This window comes from Streptacidiphilus sp. PAMC 29251 (assembly GCF_054208735.2).
In genome coordinates this window covers 5,853,532-5,871,043 of sequence record NZ_CM135725.2, presented here as the reverse complement: position 1 = coordinate 5,871,043, position 17,512 = coordinate 5,853,532, and the positions used below count along the sequence as shown (strand labels likewise).

The window sequence follows — 17,512 nt, the reverse complement described above, 5'->3', positions numbered from 1 at the left end:
GACATGGCGTCAGTCAGCGGGAATCGGTCCGGCCCACTGCTCGTGCCCCTGCCAGCCGAACGATTGTGAAGATCCCCAGCTTGATCGGCTACACCACTCGGCGGGGCATGACCCATGGTGAACGGCATGATATTTCATTGCGCCCCCGGCAGCGATTATGCGAGTGAGGCCTACAGCGGCAAGTGCGACGGTCTGAGGGCGCGCGTCCAGTCGATGAGTCGCGTGGGCTCGTCCTAGACAAGACCGCTGCCGAGCAGGATCTGCAGGTCATCTCCTATGGATGCCAGTTAGGAGGAACGGCAAGGACAGGCGAGGTGGTTCAACGTCCCTGCGGCCCGATCCCCCTACCCGCACAGCGTCCAACCGCGCTCCTTGTGGAACAGGCAGCCGGGAGCGCATCTAGGCGCTAATCTGATCCTTTGAATGTCGACAGGCAGGAGACCTCAGATGCCCCAGATGCCCAGCAATGCCCAAACGCTCATTATGCGCATCTTCGATACTTGGAAGACAGAAAATCTTCCCACCGTCCTAGATTCCACAGCCTTCGAGATGTTTGCATCCGAGCTGGCTCTTCGGACATTTGGCCTAGGTATAGAGGACGTTGCAGCCGGGATTGCGGGCGGTGGCCAAGATGGCGCCATTGATGCGGTCTATGTGTTCTTTGACGATGCATTGTTGGACGAGGACTCAGATGTGGTCTTGCCTTCGAGCAAGCCGAGCGATTTTGGCCAAGATAGAAACCTGGAGCTTTGGATTGTTCAGGCTAAGCGTACCCCTAGCTTTTCCGAAGAGGCCCTGGAAAAGCTAGAAGGTACACTGCGTCGACTGCTTGACCTTTCACAATCTTTGGAATCTTTCTCTGTTTTGTACAACAGTAAAATCCTGAAGCGTTTCGGCTTTTTTCGCAATGCATGGGAAAAACTATTGGTTCGGCATCCGCGAATCAGCGTGAACGTGATCTATGCGACCCCAGGAGATGCCCGTAACATCACACCACAATTGGAAGCCAAGACTTTCGCACTTAAGCAAGTAATTCAAAGCTCCGTTCCGGACTCCCAGAAAGTTTCCGTAGAGCTTCTTGGCGGAAAGGAGTTGCTAGCCAGGTACAATGAACGCCCACCATATACATTTGCGATGAATTACCAGGAAAGTGCAACAAGCGGCCGATCACATGTGGCTCTGGTTAGACTGCGTGATTACTATGACCTAATTGTTGACGAAAATGGACGCCTCCGTCGTCATTTGTTCGAGTGGAACGTGAGAGACTATCAAGGGAATGTATCCGTAAATCAAGAAATTAGAAATTCACTGAACTCTCCCGATAGTCCAGAATTTTGGTGGATGAATAACGGCGTAACACTGATCTGCAGTGAGGCGACGAGTACCGCCAAGACTTATTCCCTGTCTAATATTCAGATCGTCAATGGTCTGCAAACGAGCCATGAGATCTTCGAGGCTCTCCGAGGCTCCAGTGAATCCAGTAATTTGGATCGTATGCTGCTAGTCCGAATCATCGTTACCGATGACGCAGCGACGCGAGATATGGTCATTCGAGCCACAAATCGGCAAACCGCAATCACCGACGCGTCCCTGCGTGCAACGGACGAGGTTCAGAGAAATATTGAAAATTACTTTCTGACGCACGGATGGTATTACGACAGGAGGAAGGGGTTCTATAAAAACGACGGCAAAGACCCCTCCAAGATTGTCAGCATCCAGTTTCTGGGTGCTGCAGTGACCGCCATGGGGCTAGCCCGTCCAGATAAGGCGCGCGGAAAACCGTCTTCATTGCTAAAGAACAACGACGACTACGTTCTTGTATTTAACTCAGCCATTGATCTTGAGGTCTATCTTTGGGCAGCTCGACTCCAGCGGAGGGTAGATAACTTTATTCTGTCAGAAGCGGCAGACGCGAATATTGTGCAGAAGAGCAACTTGAAATTCCATCTCTCCATGCTGCTGACTGCCCACCTTAATGACGGAATGCCTGTCCGCCGGCCTCAGCAGCTACGATCCATCGCATTGAGCGAGCCACAGTTCAGCGACTCAGATATGAAGAATTTCTTTGACAATCTGAAATCCTGGTCCGCGGACTACATGGCTTCAGAGGGGGTAATTCTAGAAAGGGCAGCAAAAACCCAGAACTTCAGCGAATACCTGCTCGCCCGGGCTCGCGAAGCATAGGAAAATCCGGTCTCGCGTGCCCTCTCAAATTCTGCGCCCGGCTAAGCCCGGCCAGGAGTTTAATGTCCTTGGCCGAGCTTAACTGATTGATGCAGATTACGATATTATCGCTAGCGGTGCCTGCAATCCTGAGATAACCCCTCAGAGACCGAGCCCCGGCAAAGTATTCTTTAGCCTTCGGCGGAGCGAAGTGAGTACCGCATCGTTACTGCCTTGGCCTTCCACTGCCTTTTTGGGCGCGATATCAAGCGCTGCCCTGCTCAAGGCAGCGGCGTTGGTTCCCAGAACAACGCCGACTGCTAGCTGCGCCGGCCCACCACGGTCGGACTTCTCCGCTACATCGAATACGTAGATCCAGTCACTAGGGTCAGTGGAGTTGTCATCGAGAAGGCGGAAAGTTCCATCTTCATGCTCAGTCAATTCTGGCGCTCCGAGAAATGGCTGCCATGAGTCCCAGACGGGCTTCGGGAGAACCAAAATGCATCCCACTGAGGATTCTCGCTTAGTCGCTTGAAATTTGAAGGCTACTTGGTAAAAGGTGCGCTTGAAGACGTTAGAGACATTTGGGCCCTCTACCTTTTTGCCAGCCCACTCGGGATTATTGGCGAGTTGTCGATGAAAATCGGCTGGATGTAGGTTGAGAGCGTCGGTGAGAGCCTTGACGGTCTCCTTGTAGCTGCCGTGTGTATCGGTGGTCTGGAGTTCTATGACGCCATATTTCCCTAGACTCACCGATTCAGCATTCGAATCGGTGATAGCTAGCTGTTGCTGATCGCCAGCGAGGATCTCAACCACAGTCACATCAAAGGACATGGCAGGAGAACCTGCTGTCTTCGGTAGTCCGATCTCGCCCCCGAGCTTTCCCTGGAAATAGACGAAGGCGCGACGGTCTCCAGAAGCAATAGCTTGCAGCACTTCAGCGCGGTCCTGCGGGTCTTCAAGGACGGGCGCGGGACGAACGAGGATCTGGCTACCAGACGCTACGCTAAACAACCGGCGCACCATTTGCTGCATGAGGCGTTCGTCCAATGCCCGAAACGGGCAAACCAGCCAATCTTGGCGAATCTTGTTGCTAGTTGAACTAATCGTACATACGCCTGCAGAGTTCCTTTTGGCAGGATCGTGTTCGTCACTTTTGACGCAACGTTGCGATGAGCCAAGTGCAGTCGTCAGAAATGGGCACCTGTGCGCAAGCTGATCTTGGAGGGCTGCTTCCGAGCCAGAGACGATCGGAAAGACCCTGTGCCCGAACCACTCTGCCACGTGCGGTCGCTTGGCATTGACGTAGTCCGGGCGCACAGTAAGGTTCGAGTCAGTCATACAGCGATCGTATCCACACGGATGCTGTCACATCAGAACTTTGCTCAAACCAGCACACCCTGCTCGATGAGCTCTCCGTGAATGCCGATCTGCCGTGCTGGACGTCGCCGAAACGGGTGGTCTAGCCGATCGCCCAGGGATCCCAAGAGGCAATTGCGGACATCTCGTGCGATGGCGCGCGCAAGCGGCACTGGGACCGCATTTCCTACCTGTTCGTATTGACTTGACCGTGTCCCATGGAACACGAATCGATCAGGGAAGCCCTGAAGCCGCGCGGCTTCTCTAATGGAAATAGTCCGATTCTGCTCAGGATGGGTGTATTCGCCAGTTTTGGGATCACGGAAGCGTGTGACAACAGAGCGAGGGATGCCTTCCCAAGTCATGCGACGGTAGCGACGCGTGTGATCCTTACGCAGTGCGCGCTGCATGCCCGGCGGCAACATTGCATGTGGCAGGTCTCGCCAGTCCTGGCCAGGCTTGAGCAGTGCCAGACGGTCCAGGTTGACCTTAGTTAGGTTCGCTGCATAGTGATTGAAGAGCTCCGTCGTGAGGCCTTCACGCATTCTCACCTGGTAGGACGATTGCGGAGTGCTGACGTATTCGTACACCTGCTCGCCAGCCTCCAGGGCTGGCATGTCCCCGAGTGCTTCTCGCGTGGTCACGAAGCCAGCCAGCTCATCAGGACGAATTGTGCAGTTCGGCAGCAGGTCACCAATGCGACCGCGGCCATGGGTGGGAGCTGGAAACCCGTATCCAGCAGGAATTTGAAGGTCACTTCGCCAGGCGATGATGATCAATCGCCACCTCATCTGTGGGGCACCGTAGCTGGCCGCCAAGAGCTCTGCGCAGGCCGCTGCGTAGCCGCGTGCGGCCAATCCATCCAGGATGGCTCGCAGGTAGGCTCCCCCTCCGAGACTTACTAGGCCGGGCACGTTCTCAATCACAATAGCCCGCGGTGTCAGCTCTTCAGCGAGGCGTAGCACCTCCCGGTAGAGATTGTTTCGCTCATCCCACACCACTCTAGAGCCAAGCATCGAAAAGCCTTGGCAAGGGGGGCCCGCAAAAAGCAAGTCCAACTTTCCAGGGGTGATGCCAGCAGCCTGGGCAATCTTGTCTGCATCGAGTGAGCGCAAGTCCGCCGACAGGAACTGTCCCGGCAGGTTGGCGGAGTGTGTTTCGCCATACATGGGATCCACGTCCACAGCTAGGCGCAGATCAAAGCCAGCCTCCACTAGGCCGAATGATGCTCCGCCAGCACCGCTGAACAGATCAATCGCGGTCGGAGCCGCAGTCAAAGCTCGCCCCTCATCATTGGCCGTACTACCCATGTCTAAACCTCACTGACCGGTTACGGAGCTACGGACCGGAGTTCCGGACCACAGCAGCCTCCCTAGCGTGCCATTGTCCCCTGACACCCCTGAAGTGTCCGCCATGCCTGCAACCTGGTTCTTGAGGTCACGTTCATCCTAGTTGGCTGGGTGCCGGGCTTGACGTGCCCTGGCCGTTCGTGGCGCCGTCTGAGGCGGTGCCATGCACCGCTCATGAGCCGGCGGCATGCGGCTCCCTCAAGTTGCGCCCCTTGCCCAGACGCAGGGGTGGCTCGTGTGTCTAGGCGGTGAGACGTACCTCCTACAGTCAATCCGACGGCTTGGCCAAGGGTCGACATCCAGAACCAAGTGTCGACCGGCGTCGTCCGCAGACGTTCAGCGGCGATCATCGTCTCTTGGCCTACCGGCTACCGCGGCTGCGGGCGAACGCGAGCGGACAGCATCGAACGAGCGTGCCAGAGCACATACGGCTACCCCACAGCCTTGAATGCTGTGCAGCGGCGACGAAAGCGGTGATGGTGCAGGCGGGATGGTCGTGTCCTCTGTCCCGTTCGTTGTCCTGGTCTTTGTCCAGTGCGCTAACGGACACCGCTGTTCACCGCCGTACGCGCACCCTGTCTGACCTGCCGCGCGAACGTCCACGACCGGCCCTGAATTGTGGTGCGGACAGTTGGAAAGCGTGTTGGGGGCAACCCCTCACGAGTTCGAATCTCGTATCCTCCGCAGGTCAGAGGGCCCGCACCGTTCGCCGGTGCGGGCCCTCTGCGTTTGGTAGTTGCAGTTTTAGTTGCAGTTGTCCAGATCAGGCGGCGGGAGGCCGCTGGTCAGGGCGGGTCCAGAGGAGTCCGCCGATCTTGTCGGCGGTGTCGCGGAGGACGCGGTCTGTCAGGTGTTGGTAGCGGCGGCGCATGCGGGCCGACTGGCCGGGCTCCCAGCCCATGATCGCGTCGACGATGGTGTCGGGGACGCCGAGGATCAGCAGAATCGTTCCTGCGGTGTGGCGGGCGTCGTGGAGTCGGCCGTCGCGCAGGCCGGCCGCTTCCAGCAGTTCCTTCCACTTGTGGTGGTCGGTGTTGGGGTTGAGCGGCTCACCGGTCGGCGAGGTGAAGACGTACCCCTTCTCGACCCACAGGTCGCGGGCGAGGCGGCGTTCGCGGTCCTGCTCCTCGCGGTGGAGGGCGAGGAGCTTCATCAGCTCGTCGGGGACGCCGATGGGCCGCCGTCCGGCGCGGGACTTGGTGTCCTTGGTCTCGCGGCGGATGTTGACCTTCTGCGGGCAGTAGCCGGGCTTGCGCCCGCAGCGGTCCCCGCAGCCGTGCTGGTACCGGGGCCGCAGCCGACCGCGGTGGACGACCAGCACCCCGAGGCCGAAGTCGACGTCCGTCCACTTGAGGCCGAGGACCTCGCCCTGACGCAGGCCGAGCGCCAGGGCGATGACCCACCGCGCGGCGTTGCGCTGCCGGTTGGCCACCTCCAGCAGGAGCTGGACCTCCTCGACCGTGTACGGCACCACCTCCTCCTCTTCCAGGCGAGGGGCCTTGGCGATGCTGGCCGGGTTCTCGGTCAGGTGGCGGCGGCGCTTGGCCTCGTTGAGCGCGGCGCGAACCGTGCGGTGGACCTGATGCGCGGTACCGGCCGAACTGCCGCCGTCCTGCATCTTCTTGTAGAAGCGCTCCAGGTGCTCGGGCTCCAGCTTCAGCAGCCGGTGCGCGCCGAGGCCGGGGATCAGGTGGTGGTAGACCGCGACGCGGTAGCCGTCGATGGTGTTCTCGGAGACGTGCAGGGCCGCGATGTTCTCGACCCAGTGCACCAGCCAGGACTCGACCGTCCAAGCCTGGCCGGGCTTGCGGACGCCGCCGGCGTCGCGCTGCTTCTCCAGTTCACGGACGGCCTTGGTCGTGTCGGCGCGGGTCTTGCGCATGACGTGACGGCGGTCGGGCTTCCCGTCGTCCTTGACGCCTACGGTCACGTAGCCGTGCCAGTACCCGTCCTTGCCGAGGTAGATCGAAGAGGCGCCGTTGGGCTGCCGGGACTTCGCCACGGGTGCCCCCTTCAGGCCGCGAGAGCGGCGGTCGACGGGGCAGCCTGGGAGCGGGCTGCGACGTAGGCGGCCAGGGCGTCGGCTGGGACGCGGCGCAGGCGGCCTATCGCTATCGACGGGATCTCTCCCGAGGCGAGGAGCGCGTACATCGTGGTGCGGCCGACGCCGAGTCGGCGGGCTGCCTCCTCGACCGTGAGCGCGACCAGGGTGGAGTCGGACACGGCAGCGGCGGTGGAGCGCACGAGGTGCAGGAGTTCCTGCGGGCTGACGCCGAGGGCGTCCGCGAGCAGGGTGATGGGCATGGTCGTTTCAGACAAGGGGATACCTCTCGGCGGCGCGTGGGCAACGCGCCGCCGTGGTCGCTGTGCGGGATGGGCGGGATTTTGTGGGTCCGCTGGGCGGCCCTCGGCGTTCGTAGCGCCGGGGGACGCGCGGGGCGGGTGGTGCGTTACTCGGCGACGGGGGCGTCCGCGTCCTTGCGGAGCGGGTCCTCGGGCGAGTTGGGGGCCGGGTAGAAGGTGAACCCGCCCTCGGTGGGCTCGTCCTCGACACCCAGGCGTTCGGCGATCTCGTCGTACTCGCGGTCGGCCTGTTCGTAGCGGGCCTTGGCGGCGTCGGCGAGGTCCTGGGCGGTTCTCCACTCCCTCTCCAGGTCCTGGAGGCGGAACCCGGCCTCCTGGAGCTCCCAGTGCGGATCGTTCGGGTCGGCCACCGCCTGGGTCATGAAGTAGTCGGCGGGCAGGTTCAGGGCCTTGGCCAGGCCCAGGACCTCGTCGAAGCTGATCGACCTGGAGCCGTTCTCGATCTTGGCGATCTGGGTCTGGTGGAACTTGAAGCCGAGGCGGTTCATGCGCTCGGCGACGTCTTCCTGGGACAGTCGGGCGGCCTTCCTCATGATCTTCAGGTTGTGCCGCACCAGGGCCTCGCCCTCGCTGGGGACCAGGTTTCGCTGCTTGGGCTTGTCCATGCTCACCCCCTCTCGATTGAACTGACACCGGACCATACCTAGAACCTACCAGCATTAGATGCCCAACCGCAAATCGCATGAACCCTAAAGTGGCGCAGGTCACTCACCGTGCCTGCCTAGGGTTATGCGAATCGCGAATGCCGAGGCAAACCGTTCAGCGGTTTGACTTCCGGCCGCCGGGACACTATACCTGTAGTGGGAGCTTGAGAATCCAAACCTGAAGGAGGTTGAGAGCGGCGGTCGCGCCGCCGGAGAACGACAAAACCCCCGGCGCTACGAACACCGGGGGCTGATCGGACACCTCTGTACCGCCCATCCCTGGACAGCTGACCTACGACGGACCGGGTTGCCCCCCGGAGCCGTCGAGTGAGGAATCGCTATGAACAACACTACCCGCCCCGGCCCGGTCCACGCAGGACAACCGGACCCCGAGGACCCGGCCGGCCACGGCGCGGCCCTGCTGGACCAGCTCAAGGCGGCGCTGGCCCGGTTCGTGATCATGCCCCGCGAGGAGGCCCTGGACGCCGCCGTGCTGTGGGTGGCTGCCACCCACCTGCAGTCCTGCTGGCAGCACGCCCCGCGCCTGGCGGTGGTCGGCCCCGCCAAGCGCTGCGGCAAGTCCCGCCTGCTCGACGTCCTGACCGAGACCGTCCACGACCCCGTCATCACCGTGAACTCCTCGGCCGCAGCGATCTTCCGCTCCATCACCGAGGAGCCCCCGACCCTGCTGGTGGACGAGGCCGACACCATCTTCGGCAGCGTCAAGATGGCGGAGAAGAACGAGGAGATGCGCGGCCTGCTCAACGCCGGGCACCAGCGCAACCGCCCCGTCCTGCGCGTGGTCGGCAACGACCACAAGCCCCACCAGTTCCACACCTTCGCCATGGCCGCCATCGCCGGGATCGGCGACCTGCCCGACACGATCATGGACCGCTCGATCGTGGTCCGCATGCGCCGCCGCGCCGAGGGCGAGCGTGTCAGCCCCTACCGCACCAAGCGCGACAGCCCCGCCCTGCACGAACTGCGCGCCCTGCTCGCCCAGTGGGCCACCACCGTCGCCGAGCGGGCCCTGCGCCTGGAGCCGCCCCTGCCGGTCGAGGACCGCGCCGCCGACACCTGGGAACCCCTGGTCATCGTCGCCGACCTCGCGGGCGGACCCTGGCCCAAGCGCGCCCGCCACGCCTGCACGGCCATGGTCGCCGCCGAAGCCGAGGCCGAGCAGGACAACCCGAGCAACGCCCGCATCCTGGCCGACCTGCGCCGCATCTTCCACGCCAGGGGCGAGCAGGAGCAGCTGAGCACCGACGAGATCCTGTTCGCGCTCAACGGCGACCCCGAAGCCCCCTGGGCCGAGCACGGGCGCGGCGGCCTGAGCCCGCGCGGGCTGGGCGCGATGCTGCGCGAGTACGGCATCAGCTCGGGCAACGTGCGCGTCGGCGAGATCCAGCGCAAGGGCTACACCCGCACCAAGTTCGCCGACGCCTGGAAGCGCTACTGCCCCAAGGTCCACCCCCTGGAACCCGCCCAGGCCGACCCAGGCTGACCGGCCGCTAGCCCCTGCCGCCCACGCGCGCACCGCGCACCCGGCAGGGGCCACCGAGCCGCACCCCCGTCTTCTGCCGTCCCTGCCGTCCCAGCCGCGAAACCGCAGGTCATCGGCCCTTTGAGTGGGACGGATAGCCGTCCCAAGACGGATAGCCATCCGTCCATAGCCCTGAGACGGCCAGCGGGCGCACCGCCCCGGCAGCTCACCGCGTCGCATCTCCCCTGCCGTCCCGGACGGCACCCGCGTGCCCCTGCCGTACCGCCCCTGACCTGCGGATGCAACGGCAAGACGGCAAAGACGGCACACCACACACACCGCCCCCGCGCACCCCACCGCAAGGACCCCTCCACCATGCCCGACACCGCCACACCCGCCACCGGCCCCGCCGTGCCCACCGGCCGCCACCGCGCCACCTGGTGGGACCAGGCCGCCATCATCCTGCTCGGCCTGGCCGGATGCGCCCTGTCCTACGACGCACTGCGCCAGATGGCCACCGCCGTCCACGTCCGCCCCCAACTCACCTACCTGTTCCCGGTGGTGATCGACGGCTTCATCGCGTACGGCGTCCGAGCCCTGCTGGTCCTGCGCCAGGCCCCGCTCCCGGCGCGCCTGTACGCCTGGGCCCTGTTCATCACCGCCACCGCCGCCAGCATCTGGGCCAACGGCCTGCACGCCCTGGACCTCAACCAACCCGGCACCACCGCCCTGCACCTGGACGACACCACCGTCACCATCCTGTCCGCCATCGCGCCCCTCGCCGGAGCCACCCACCTCCACATCCTGATCACCCGCTACGGCAACACCGACCCCACCCGAACCGCACTGACCCGAACCACCGCAGAGGTTCCGGACCAGCAGCCCGCACCCACCGAACCGCCGGCGCAGCGCGGCACACGCCAGCCCCCGCTGACCGGAACCAACCCCGCCCCGGAGACCGGCGATCTTCGAGACGCGGATCTCGCCACCCCACTTACGGACACCGCAGCGACCTCCGGAGCCCCGTCCGAATTCCATCAGGGCGAACACCAGGACGAGCACAACGACACAGGTCAGGGCATGAAGCAGGGTTCCGTACCGCGCGCCCTGGCCCAGGGCGGACGCCCACCGATGGCCACCCTGGAGCGACTGGCCGACGTCATCGCCGCAGCCCACCCGGACCCTGACCAGATCACGCGCGACAGCGCCCGCAAGGCCCTGACCGAATCCGGAGTCGGCGCCGCAACCCACCGCGTCACCGAGGCCATCGCTCTGGTCCGAAGCGCCGCCCGGACCCGCGAACACCCCGCCCAACCGGAAGTCCGGCAATTCCTCGCCGACCGGGCCTGAACCCCGTCCGGAACCCCGTCACTGAAGCGAGCCAGTAAGCCGGCGCGGCTGCAAACTCCAGCAGCCGCGCCCCCTACACCGAATTCACAGCCCGACCAAATCGCAGTTCCCGAACACAATGACCGCCGTCCCCCACGAACGGAGCAACCTCGTGCGCAACCCCTTCCGCAGCAACTCCGGCACCAACCCCAACGTCCCACACCCGCAGACCGTGGGACAGGCCCGCATCGCTCCTGTAACCTCCAGGTCCGGCAAGGACGTTGACGCAGGCCAGGACAACAGCGGAGCGAGCTGGGGCGAAGTCCACATCGCCGGGGGCGATGCGGTCTTCGCGCTCGTGCCCGCCCCAGCGGGGGCGGACACCGGCCCGGCCCACGGGGCCGGGACCGAGGCGGGGGTGGAGGCCGAGCGCAGCCTCCACCAGGACCAGGACCAGCAGCCGCCCGCCGAGCCGAGCGAACCCACCAGCGAAGCCGTCGTCCGCCTCGCGCCGACCATGACCGCCGACGAGTTCGTGCACCACGGCGTCGCCGCCAACGACATCCCCGCCCCCATCTCCGACGACAGCAAGCCCGGCGCCGAGCGCCGCCGGCGCCTGAGCGACGTGCTCTACCGGCCGCGCTCCGGAACCAAGCGCTCGGTGCAGCTGACGTGCTCGGCCGAACCGGCGGAACGCGAATTCCTCAAGCGCACCGCCCGCGAAGCCGGGCGCTCCCTGTCCGCGTACCTGATGGACGCCGGGCTCACCTTCGCCCACGCCTACCTGCCCGACCAGCGCCCCGACGGCGTCGCCGCCCTGCCCTCCCCACAGGCCACCCAGGACCTGATGGTCCTGTTCGGCAGGCTGATAAGGGAATTCGGGCGCATCGGGAACAACCTCAACCAGCTCGTCTACGCCGTCCACAAGGGAGAGCTGCCCGACCGCGCGCTGGCGGACCTCGACGAGCTGCACCAGGTCGCCCAGCGGGCCCGCCTCCTGATGGACCAGGTCCTGGCCGGGGGTGGCCGCCGTGGTGCCTGACGTCTCCACCGGCGACCGGTCCCGCGGCCTGCTCTCCTACCTCTTCGGTCCCGGCCGCCGCAACGAGCACACCGACCCGCACATCGTCGCCGCGTTCGCCATGCCCGGCCTGGTCGATCCCGGCCGCGTCCCCCTGGACCAGCACCAGGCCGCCCTGTCGCAGTTGGCCGACTACCTCGACCAGCCCGTCAAACTGCGCGAGCAGCGGCTGGGCAAGAAGGTCCCGCAGCACGTGTGGCACTGCCCCGTCCGCACCGCACCCGGCGACCGCTACCTCACCGACAGGGAATGGGCCGAGGTCGCCCGACGCATCGTGCACGCCACCGGCATCGCCGAGCACGGCGACGACGCCGCCTGCCGGTGGATCGCGGTGCGGCACGCCGAGGACCACATCCACATCATGGCCACCAGCGTCCGAGAAGACGGCCGCCGACCGCGCAACAAGGGCGACGGCCGCCGCGCCCAGGCCGAAGCCCGCAAGATCGAAGCCGAACTCGGCCTGCGCCGCCTCAAATCCGGCGACGGCACCGCACCCAAGACCCCGACCGGCGCCGAGGTCGCCAAGGCCGAACGCCAGGGCCGCAAGAACACGGCACGCGTCTGGCTGCGCGAACACGCCTACGCCGCCGCAGCCGCAGCCAGGGACGAGCAGGAGTTCTTCGCCGTCCTGACCGCCCTCGGCGTCCAGGTCCGACCCCGCCTCGGACCCGTCACCGGCGAAGTCACCGGCTACAGCCTGGCCGCCCCCGGCGACACCGACCGCGACAACAAGCCGATCTTCTACGGCGGCTCCGCACTGGCCCCGGACCTGTCCCTGAACCGGCTCCGCGAGCGGTTCATCCCCGCCGACAGCGAGCAGCCCGCGAACGCGGCAGCGGGCATGGCCCGCCAAGCCGACCCCGGCAGTTCCTGGCGACGCGCGGAGGCCGAGCTGCGCACCACCTACGCCTTCCTCCTCACCACAGATGACGGCTCAGCTCCCGAGGGGTTCGACGCCCAGGTCCAGGCGCAGGCAGCAGCGTTCGCCGAACTGCTCCACAACACCGCCGCAGCCGCGCCCCGCCAGCTCCGCGCGGACCTGCGGGCAGCCGCAACCGCACTCAACCGTGCCAACCGCTCGACGATCCGAGCCGAGCACCGCGCCGCCAACGCACTGCGGCAGGCCGGGAAGGCGCTCCTCACCGCGCCCGGCGGCAAGGACGGCGACCTCGTCACCGCCGCCCTGCTCTCCGCAGTGTTCCTGCTGATCGCCCTCGGCGAGTGGCACGCCCAGCACGGCCACCAACAGCAGGCCGCAGCCGCCCGCCAGTCCCTAGTCCACCTCCAGGCCGCCTACCACCAGGCCGCCCGCCCCCAACTCGCCCGCCTCACCGACCGAACCCCCAGCCCAAAGGAGAAAATCCGGCTCACCGCCGCCGTGGAAGCGGCCATCCCTCACCACGCTCACAAGATCCTCGCCGACCCCGCCTGCCCGGCGCTTTTTACAGCCCTCGCCCAGGCCGAGTCCGCCGGCACCCCACCCCGACAGGCCCTCGCCAACCTGGCCGGACAACGGGAACTCGACACCGCCGACCACCCCGCCGAAGTCCTGCTCTGGCGCCTACGCGGAGCCACCGACGACCGCGTCAGCCAGCGAGCCCGAGTCGCGGGATCACGCACCACCATCCGACGGGCAACGACCACCCCAGCCGCCCCCGGCACCCCCACGACGCCCCGCCAGCCGGTCACTGACCAGCGCCTCCGGTCGCGCTGACCCACCCTCCCCCCGCACCAAGGAGCAACACCCTGTCCCCGATCGACATACGCCTCGACGTCATCGACCTGCTCTTCGACACTGATTTCCAGCACCGTCCCGGCGGTCGATTCCACCTCGACGGGCGTCCTCTCACCGAAGCCGAGACGGAGATCGTCCGGAACATCACCCTCCCGGAACTCCGTGCATTCCTGGAGGCGCACGCCCGCGAGACCGCCTACGAGAAGGAACGAATCGAGACCACCCCGGATCACGACGACTGACCCCTGCAGGCCACCCCGGATCCGGACTCCGGATTTCTGACCGGTCCGGGCTCCGGATCGCCCGAAATCCGGAGTCCGGATCAATCGCCGCCTCGGCCACCCATGACGAGCTTCTCGAAGCTCGATCGGCGAGGCCGCGTCGGTAGGCTCTGTGCATGGTGATTGCTGAGTCCAAGGTGTCGCTCACGGGTATCAAGCCGACCGGGGAACCACACCTCGGTAACTTCATCGGGGCGATCAAGCCAGCCCTGGAGTTGGCGGGTGGTACGGAGTCGATCTACTTCATCGCGGACTACCACGCACTGACGTCGGTGCGTGATCCCAAGTTGCTCGCAGGATGGACCCGTTCAGTCGCTGCGACCTGGCTCGCCGCCGGCCTGGACCCGGAACGGACGGTCTTCTACCGGCAGTCCGACGTGCCCGAGATCTTCGAACTGCACTGGATCCTGTCGTGCTTCGCGGCCAAGGGACTGATGAACCGCGCCCACGCCTACAAGGCGTCGCGGGACCGCAACCGGGAGGCAGGAGTCGAGGACTTGGACTCGGGCGTCAACATGGGGCTGTTCAACTACCCCGTGCTGATGGCCGTCGACATCCTCATCATGGAGGCCGACCTGGTCCCGGTCGGCAAGGACCAGTTGCAACACGTCGAGTACGCGGCCGACATCGCCGGGGCGTTCAACGCCGTCTACGGAGACACCTACCAGCTGAAGATCCCCAAGGCCGTGATCCCCAGCGAGGACAGCGGTCGCGCTCTGCCGGGCACCGACGGCCGGAAGATGAGCAAGTCCTACGGCAACACCATCCCCCTGTTCGCCCCCGATACGGAACTGCGCAAGTTGGTGCGCCGCATCCCCACCGACAGCACCCCGGTGGAGGCCCCGAAGGACCCGGATACCTCAACCGTCTTCCAGTTGCTGACGCACTTCGCCGCACCGGAGACGACGGCGGAGGTCCGTGCACGGCTGGAGGCCGGTGGCATGGGCTGGGGACAGCTCAAGGACACCCTCCACACTGTCCTGAACGAGCAGATGGGGCCGCTGCGCGAGCGCTACGCGTCGCTTATGCAGCCGGGCAGTGAACTGGAGGAGCTGTTGGCCATCGGGGCGGCGAAGGCGCGCAAGCGGGCCGCTCCGGTGCTGGAGCAGGTCCGCCAGGCCATCGGCATCGGCTAACCGCGCAGGGCCACCACCTGGTCGGCTGCCTGCCAAGCGGTGGTCCACTTACCGGGCAGGCAGACGACGAGATTGGTGAGGTGGCCCCAGCCCAGCAGCGGGTCAACGACGTCCACCATGGCCGCGAGGGGATCGGGTCGGTCGCCTACCGGTTCGGCGAGGCTGGCCCCCGGCTCCCCATCTCGGTGGGAAGAGAAGCAGGTCAGGGGGCATCCATCAGGTAGAGGATGGCCTGGTGGTATGCCGCGTACACCTGGGGAAGTTCGGCGAGGCTGGCCCGCTCATCGATGGCATGCAGACCCTCATAGGGCACTCCGAATCCGGCGGTGGCCGGGATCCCGCCGCCGACTCCGGCCAGCAGGTTGCCGATGTTCGAAGGGCCCGCCACCTTCGCCCGCACCGCCAGGCCCATTGCACTTGCCGCCGCCATCAAGGCAGCGGCGGGCTGCTCGTCGGGCCGTAGCTGGAAGGGAGGCCAGCAGGCAACCAGTGTGACCACGGTGGGCTCGGGGCCGGGGAGTTCGGCGTCCAGTTCGGCAGCAGCCTTGCGGACCAGTGTGTCGGCGGCCTCGGCATCGAAGCCTGGAGTGGTGCGTACGTCCACGTTCAGCTCGCACCGGTCCGCGGTGACGGAGAACCCTTCGCCTCCCCGGATAGCGGTGACGCTCAACTTGGGCGGCAACGGGAATCTCGATGCGTCGCCCCCTACGCCTGGGAGGTCCGCCTCGTCCAGGAGGCGTACCAGGCACGCAGCGCGGGAGATCGCGCTAGCCCCAACCGTCCGACTGGTCCCCGAGTGCCCTGCGAGGGCGTGCACCGCGATCACGGCCCGCCATAGGCCGCGCCCCCCGACGACGACCTCGTTCAAACCGGGATAGCCGATCATCACCCCGGCTGGGCATTCAGCGCTGGGATCGGCGATGTAGGCGCGAGCGCCGCCGAAGCCTCCGGTGTGCTCATCGACATCCAGCAGTACAGCCAGACCGCCCCTCAGCCTGCTGGCGTTGCTACGCACGTCAGCGGCGATGTGACAGAACATGGAGGCGGCCAGCTTCGAGTCGGCCGCGCCCCTGCCCCTGAGCCAATGGTCGGCCACATCGCCGATCGTGGGCGGGAACGACCACGCGCTCTCATCGCCGAACGGCGCGGTGTCGACGCAGGCGTCCAGAGTCCACCAGGGCCCTGGCTGGCCACCTGCGATCTCTACGAGCAGGCCGACGAGCTGCCCTGTTTCGCCGTGCAGACGCCGATGCGGCAGCGAGCGCTCGGTCAGCCAGGACTCCAGGACAGCGAGCACGGGGGCGTAGTCGTCGATGCCGCCCCGGCTCGGACGCCGGATCAGCTCCTGGGCAAGGGCCAAGATCGAAGGTGCCTGTTCGGCGGCCCGAGCCACCAGGTCGTGCTTCACGCTTCTCCTCACCTCCGTGTCCGGACTACCGCACTGGCAACGCTTCTGAGCTACGGCAGCGCCTCGTCCAGATACGACTGGACCGATTCGAACAACCCGTAGGGCACGTACTCGGCGATCTCATCGCGCGTGATCCACGCACAAGCGTCCAGCTCCTCCGTGTCTACGACCGACGCCGATCCGGACAGCACCTCGCAGGCCGCATATGACATCTGGCGGTTGGTCTTGGGGTGCACGCGCTCACCGAGCAGCCGGACGGCCTTGACGGTCAGGCCGGTCTCTTCCTGTGTCTCTCGCACAGCGGCCTGCTCCGCCGTCTCACCTGGCTCGATCTCGCCCGCTGGAAACTGCCATGACAGTTGGCCCTCGTTCACCCTGCGGCGGACCATGAGCACCCGTCCAGCGTCAGTCACGACGGCGGCGGCGATCCCGGGTCGGCCTTCGGCGCTCTGCTCGGTCATGTCTGCGTTACCTCCAGGGCCGCCAAGATCGGCGGGAAGATGACATCGGCGGGTATGAAGCGGGTCAGCGCACTGCGCGGCACCCACATGACGTCCATATTCTCTACGGCGTCGCTGTTGGTGGCCTCGCCGGCCAGGTACTCGCAGAGGAAGTACTCGCACATCACGCCGGTCACCGGGTGGAGTCGTCGTCCGAGGGGTTGCCGGACAGCGCAGTGGACGCCGGTCTCGTCCAGGGTCTCGCGGACGGTGGCGGTCTCTGCCTTCGCACCGGGTTTGATCACGCCTGCCGGGAACTGCCATTGGATCCCGGACGCCTCATCGTCGTGGCGGCAGACCAGGAGTACATCGGCTGCGCGGACGACGATAGCGATACCCACACGCAGAGCCTGTGCCGCCGTCCCGGACTGGACAGACGCATGGTCAGCACGGTCGTTGGCTATCGACGCCTGGAAGCGCTGCCGGGCCGCAGGCGGTGCACCCTCATGCATATGGTCCAGAAGCTGCTGGACCTCAGCTCGCGGGACGACTGCCGGGTCGGCATGCCAGGCAGCGACGGTTCTGACGCCGATGCCCAGCTGGGTCGCGAATGCCTCGTTAGTCAGGCGCAGGGCAGCCTGCAGGAGGCAGGCGTACCGGCCGCTCCAGGCTTCGATCACGTCCACTGGTCGGGGTCCTCGCCTTGCTGCGGTCGAAGTGCCGGACGCGTGCACCGAACT

At 65.5% G+C, this 17,512-nt stretch carries 15 protein-coding genes; 6 read left to right on the top strand and 9 right to left on the bottom strand.

Annotation, left to right across the window (positions count from 1 at the left end; translation table 11 throughout):
• Positions 1 to 456: 456 nt before the first annotated feature.
• Entirely contained in the window at positions 457 to 2,184 is a 1,728-nt protein-coding gene (locus tag ACXKR8_RS27890) for an AIPR family protein (RefSeq protein WP_458267324.1), read from the top strand.
• A gap of 141 nt (positions 2,185 to 2,325) precedes the next feature.
• Here ACXKR8_RS27890 and ACXKR8_RS27885 read toward each other — a convergent pair whose 3' ends face one another.
• The 5 genes from ACXKR8_RS27885 to ACXKR8_RS27865 all read right to left on the bottom strand — a co-directional run bounded on the left by ACXKR8_RS27885 (position 2,326) and on the right by ACXKR8_RS27865 (position 7,840).
• Entirely contained in the window at positions 2,326 to 3,504 is a 1,179-nt protein-coding gene (locus ACXKR8_RS27885; RefSeq protein WP_458267323.1) for a PDDEXK family nuclease, read from the bottom strand.
• A 44-nt stretch (positions 3,505 to 3,548) separates the two neighbouring features.
• Positions 3,549 to 4,832: a DNA cytosine methyltransferase gene (locus ACXKR8_RS27880; RefSeq protein WP_458267322.1), complete on the bottom strand. Its 1,284-nt coding sequence runs from the start codon at positions 4,830 to 4,832 to the stop codon at positions 3,549 to 3,551.
• An 802-nt stretch (positions 4,833 to 5,634) separates the two neighbouring features.
• Positions 5,635 to 6,873, bottom strand: a complete 1,239-nt coding sequence (locus ACXKR8_RS27875; protein ID WP_458267321.1) for a tyrosine-type recombinase/integrase — start codon at positions 6,871 to 6,873, stop codon at positions 5,635 to 5,637.
• An 11-nt stretch (positions 6,874 to 6,884) separates the two neighbouring features.
• Positions 6,885 to 7,190 (bottom strand): excisionase family DNA-binding protein, encoded by a 306-nt coding sequence (locus ACXKR8_RS27870; RefSeq protein WP_458267320.1) that lies wholly within the window; start codon positions 7,188 to 7,190, stop codon positions 6,885 to 6,887.
• A gap of 131 nt (positions 7,191 to 7,321) precedes the next feature.
• Positions 7,322 to 7,840, bottom strand: coding sequence for a helix-turn-helix domain-containing protein (locus tag ACXKR8_RS27865; RefSeq protein WP_458267319.1), 519 nt, complete (start codon positions 7,838 to 7,840; stop codon positions 7,322 to 7,324).
• A gap of 379 nt (positions 7,841 to 8,219) precedes the next feature.
• Between ACXKR8_RS27865 and ACXKR8_RS27860 the strand changes: the two genes are divergently transcribed.
• The 5 genes from ACXKR8_RS27860 (at position 8,220) to ACXKR8_RS27840 (ending at position 14,924) form a co-directional block, all read left to right on the top strand.
• Positions 8,220 to 9,383, top strand: coding sequence for a DUF3631 domain-containing protein (locus ACXKR8_RS27860; RefSeq protein WP_458267318.1), 1,164 nt, complete (start codon positions 8,220 to 8,222; stop codon positions 9,381 to 9,383).
• 354 nt (positions 9,384 to 9,737) lie between these two features.
• Positions 9,738 to 10,712 carry a DUF2637 domain-containing protein gene (locus ACXKR8_RS27855; protein WP_458267317.1) on the top strand — a complete coding sequence of 325 codons (975 nt, stop codon included), beginning with the start codon at positions 9,738 to 9,740 and terminating at the stop codon, positions 10,710 to 10,712.
• A 151-nt stretch (positions 10,713 to 10,863) separates the two neighbouring features.
• Positions 10,864 to 11,733 (top strand): plasmid mobilization protein, encoded by an 870-nt coding sequence (locus ACXKR8_RS27850; protein ID WP_458267316.1) that lies wholly within the window; start codon positions 10,864 to 10,866, stop codon positions 11,731 to 11,733.
• On the top strand, positions 11,723 to 13,486 hold the full coding sequence (locus tag ACXKR8_RS27845) for a relaxase/mobilization nuclease domain-containing protein (protein ID WP_458267315.1): 1,764 nt from the start codon (positions 11,723 to 11,725) through the stop codon (positions 13,484 to 13,486). Before ACXKR8_RS27850 ends, ACXKR8_RS27845 begins: the two co-directional genes overlap by 11 nt.
• Positions 13,487 to 13,904: 418 nt before the next feature.
• Positions 13,905 to 14,924, top strand: coding sequence for a tryptophan--tRNA ligase (locus ACXKR8_RS27840; RefSeq protein WP_458267314.1), 1,020 nt, complete (start codon positions 13,905 to 13,907; stop codon positions 14,922 to 14,924).
• Here the strand turns inward: ACXKR8_RS27840 and ACXKR8_RS27835 are convergent.
• The 4 genes from ACXKR8_RS27835 to ACXKR8_RS27820 all read right to left on the bottom strand — a co-directional run bounded on the left by ACXKR8_RS27835 (position 14,921) and on the right by ACXKR8_RS27820 (position 17,458).
• Positions 14,921 to 15,043, bottom strand: a complete 123-nt coding sequence (locus ACXKR8_RS27835) for a hypothetical protein (RefSeq protein WP_458267313.1) — start codon at positions 15,041 to 15,043, stop codon at positions 14,921 to 14,923. The two genes, ACXKR8_RS27840 and ACXKR8_RS27835, sit on opposite strands and share 4 nt — an antisense overlap.
• Positions 15,044 to 15,126: 83 nt before the next feature.
• Positions 15,127 to 16,332 carry a M20 family metallopeptidase gene (locus ACXKR8_RS27830; RefSeq protein WP_458267312.1) on the bottom strand — a complete coding sequence of 402 codons (1,206 nt, stop codon included), beginning with the start codon at positions 16,330 to 16,332 and terminating at the stop codon, positions 15,127 to 15,129.
• Positions 16,333 to 16,382: 50 nt separating this feature from the next.
• Positions 16,383 to 16,793 (bottom strand): NUDIX hydrolase, encoded by a 411-nt coding sequence (locus tag ACXKR8_RS27825; protein WP_458267311.1) that lies wholly within the window; start codon positions 16,791 to 16,793, stop codon positions 16,383 to 16,385.
• Positions 16,790 to 17,458 (bottom strand): NUDIX hydrolase, encoded by a 669-nt coding sequence (locus ACXKR8_RS27820; protein WP_458267310.1) that lies wholly within the window; start codon positions 17,456 to 17,458, stop codon positions 16,790 to 16,792. Before ACXKR8_RS27820 ends, ACXKR8_RS27825 begins: the two co-directional genes overlap by 4 nt.
• Positions 17,459 to 17,512 lie beyond the last annotated feature (54 nt).

Coding starts and splice junctions, on each gene's coding strand:
- ACXKR8_RS27890 (WP_458267324.1), top strand. CDS start 457: ATGCCCAGCAATGCCCAAACGCTCATTATGCGCATCTTCGATACTTGG.
- ACXKR8_RS27885 (WP_458267323.1), bottom strand. CDS start 3,504: ATGACTGACTCGAACCTTACTGTGCGCCCGGACTACGTCAATGCCAAG.
- ACXKR8_RS27880 (WP_458267322.1), bottom strand. CDS start 4,832: ATGGGTAGTACGGCCAATGATGAGGGGCGAGCTTTGACTGCGGCTCCG.
- ACXKR8_RS27865 (WP_458267319.1), bottom strand. CDS start 7,840: ATGGACAAGCCCAAGCAGCGAAACCTGGTCCCCAGCGAGGGCGAGGCC.
- ACXKR8_RS27860 (WP_458267318.1), top strand. CDS start 8,220: ATGAACAACACTACCCGCCCCGGCCCGGTCCACGCAGGACAACCGGAC.
- ACXKR8_RS27855 (WP_458267317.1), top strand. CDS start 9,738: ATGCCCGACACCGCCACACCCGCCACCGGCCCCGCCGTGCCCACCGGC.
- ACXKR8_RS27840 (WP_458267314.1), top strand. CDS start 13,905: ATGGTGATTGCTGAGTCCAAGGTGTCGCTCACGGGTATCAAGCCGACC.
- ACXKR8_RS27835 (WP_458267313.1), bottom strand. CDS start 15,043: ATGGTGGACGTCGTTGACCCGCTGCTGGGCTGGGGCCACCTCACCAAT.
- ACXKR8_RS27825 (WP_458267311.1), bottom strand. CDS start 16,793: ATGACCGAGCAGAGCGCCGAAGGCCGACCCGGGATCGCCGCCGCCGTC.